At 64.6% G+C, this 2370-nt stretch carries 2 protein-coding genes; both read right to left on the bottom strand.

From position 1 onward, the window contains the following. Positions 1-651, bottom strand: a 651-nt coding sequence (locus BIS11_RS15325; RefSeq protein ID WP_253586466.1) for an ion transporter, incomplete at its 3' end; no start/stop codon positions are given. 142 nt (positions 652-793) lie between these two features. Next, positions 794-2299 carry a glycerol kinase GlpK gene (glpK, locus tag BIS11_RS15320; protein ID WP_253424906.1) on the bottom strand — a complete coding sequence of 502 codons (1506 nt, stop codon included), beginning with the start codon at positions 2297-2299 and terminating at the stop codon, positions 794-796. Between the last annotated feature and the right edge of the window lie 71 nt (positions 2300-2370).

Genomic DNA, 2370 nt, shown 5'->3' with positions numbered 1-2370 from the left:
GAAGAACTTGCCGAGCGCAGTGACCGGGGTGACATCGCCGTAACCCACGGTAGTGAGCGTGGCGATGCTCCACCAGAGCGCCCGGGGGACGCTGCCGAAGGCTTCGGGCTGGGCGGCGGCTTCCACCACGTAGAGGCAGCACGACGAGAACAGCAGCAGAAGCCCCGCCACCCCGGCGCTGAGGCAGAGTTCGTGGGCGCGCGACGAGAGCGCCATGGAAAGCGCATGCCAGGCCTGGCTGAAGCGCCCAAGGCGTGCCAGGCGCAGCATGCGTACCAGACGTAAAAGGCGCAGCATGAAGGCGTTATTGTGGGCGATGAAGCCCACGAAGTAGGGCAGGATCGCGACCAGGTCGACCAGCGCCCAGAACGAAACCATATACCTGAGCCGCCCTTTCAGGCCGCGATAGCGCGGCTCCATTCCCACGGCGTAAAGCCTGACCAGATACTCGATCAGAAACAGCGTGACGAACAGGGTTTCGAGCATAGGAAACAGCGCTGGAGCCCGGGCGACCAGGGTGCGCTCGGTTTCGAGGATCGCGGTCAGCGCCGCCAGCAGGATCGACACGCAGATGACGCGATTGGTCCAGGAGAGCCCCGGCGCTTGTCGCGCCTCTGGCGCCAGCGCCCGATAGATCGCCGCCTTGATCACTGTTTGCCTTCCCCTTTCGTCACCCTGCATCGGCGTATTCTCAGGATGCCTTGCGCCGGGCGCAAGCGCTAGCCCGGCGCAAGGCTCCTTCAACCAAAAACCCCCGGCGATGGCCGGGGGTGCGGTGCGAGGGAATGACGCCTCAGGAGTCGACGTGAAACGCCATGGTGGCGTTGACCGCCTTCTTCCAGCCGGCGTAGAGCGCGTCGCGCTTGTCAGCCTTCATCTCCGGGGTGAAGCGCTTCTCCAGCGCCCACTGCTCGGTGATCTCCTCGCGGGATTTCCAGAAGCCTACCGCCAGGCCGGCGAGATACGCCGCGCCCAGGGCGGTGGTCTCGTTGACCTCGCAGCGCAGCACGTCGACGCCAAGGATGTCCGCCTGGAACTGGGCGAGGAAGTCGTTGCTGATCGCGCCGCCGTCGGCACGAAGCTCCGTCAGGGCGATGTCGGCGTCCGCCTGCATCGCCTTGAGCACGTCGGTGCTCTGGTAGGCGAGCGACTCCACCGCCGCGCGGATGAAATGCTCCTTTTGCGTGCCGCGGGAAAGGCCGAAGGTGGCGCCGCGCACGTTGGAGTTCCAGTAGGGCGCGCCGAGCCCGGTGAAGGCCGGCACCATGTAGACGCCGTCGTTGTCCTTGGCGCGCACCGCGTAGGCTTCGGAGTCCGAGGCCTTGCCGAGCATGCGCATGCCGTCGCGCAGCCACTGGATCACCGAGCCTGCCACGAACACGCTGCCTTCCAGCGCGTACTCGAGGGTGCCGTCCACTTCCCAGGCCACGGTGGTCAGAAGGCCGTTTTTCGACGGCGTGGCGGTCGTGCCGGTGTTCATCAGGGTGAAGCAGCCGGTGCCGTAGGTGTTCTTCGCCATGCCCGGGGTGAAGCAGGCCTGGCCGAAGAGTGCGGCGTTCTGGTCGCCGGCGATGCCGGCGATCGGCACCTCTTCGCCGAGCAGGTACTTGGGCAGGATATGACCGACCACTTCGCTTGAGGATTTCACCTCCGGCAGCATCGACTCGGGCACGCCGAACAGCGCCAGAAGCTCCGGGTCCCACGCCCGCTCGCGGATATTGAACAGCATGGTGCGCGAGGCGTTGCTGACGTCCGTTGCGTGCACCTTGCCGCCGGTCAGGTTCCAGATCAGCCACGAGTCGATGGTGCCGAACAAAAGCTCGCCCTTCTCGGCCTTCTCCTTGACGCCCGCGACGTTGTCGAAGATCCACTTGAGCTTGGTGGCGGAGAAGTAGGCGTCAATCACAAGGCCCGTCTTTTCGCGAATCATCTCCGCGTGGCCGGCCTCGCGAAGGTCGTCGCAGATCTCGGCGGAGTGGCGCGACTGCCAGACGATGGCGTTGTGTACCGGCTGGCCGGTGTTTTTATCCCACACCACGGTGGTTTCGCGCTGGTTGGTGATGCCGATGGAGGCGATCTCGGCGGCGTCGATGCCGCTTTGGTTGATCACCTCGGTCAAGGTGGTCAGCACGCTGGTCATGATTTCGCGCGGGCAGTGCTCGACCCAGCCGGGCCGGGTGAAGATCTGTTCGAACTCGTGTTGCGCCATGCTGGCGACCCGGCCTTCGTGATCGAACAGCATCGCCCGCGAGCTGGTGGTGCCCTGGTCGATGGCGAGAACGTACTTTTTCTGGCTCATGAGCGGCCTCTCAAGCGTTGGCGTAATGAAAGATGTCGAATGAACGAGTGATGAAAGACTAGTAGACGTGA

Origin of the sequence: Halomonas sp. 707D4 (assembly GCF_024158685.1) — a bacterium.
In the GTDB taxonomy this organism is placed as follows: domain Bacteria; phylum Pseudomonadota; class Gammaproteobacteria; order Pseudomonadales; family Halomonadaceae; genus Vreelandella.
The sequence above is the reverse complement of the archived record's forward strand: the minus strand, read 5'-3'. Positions and strand labels throughout refer to the sequence as shown.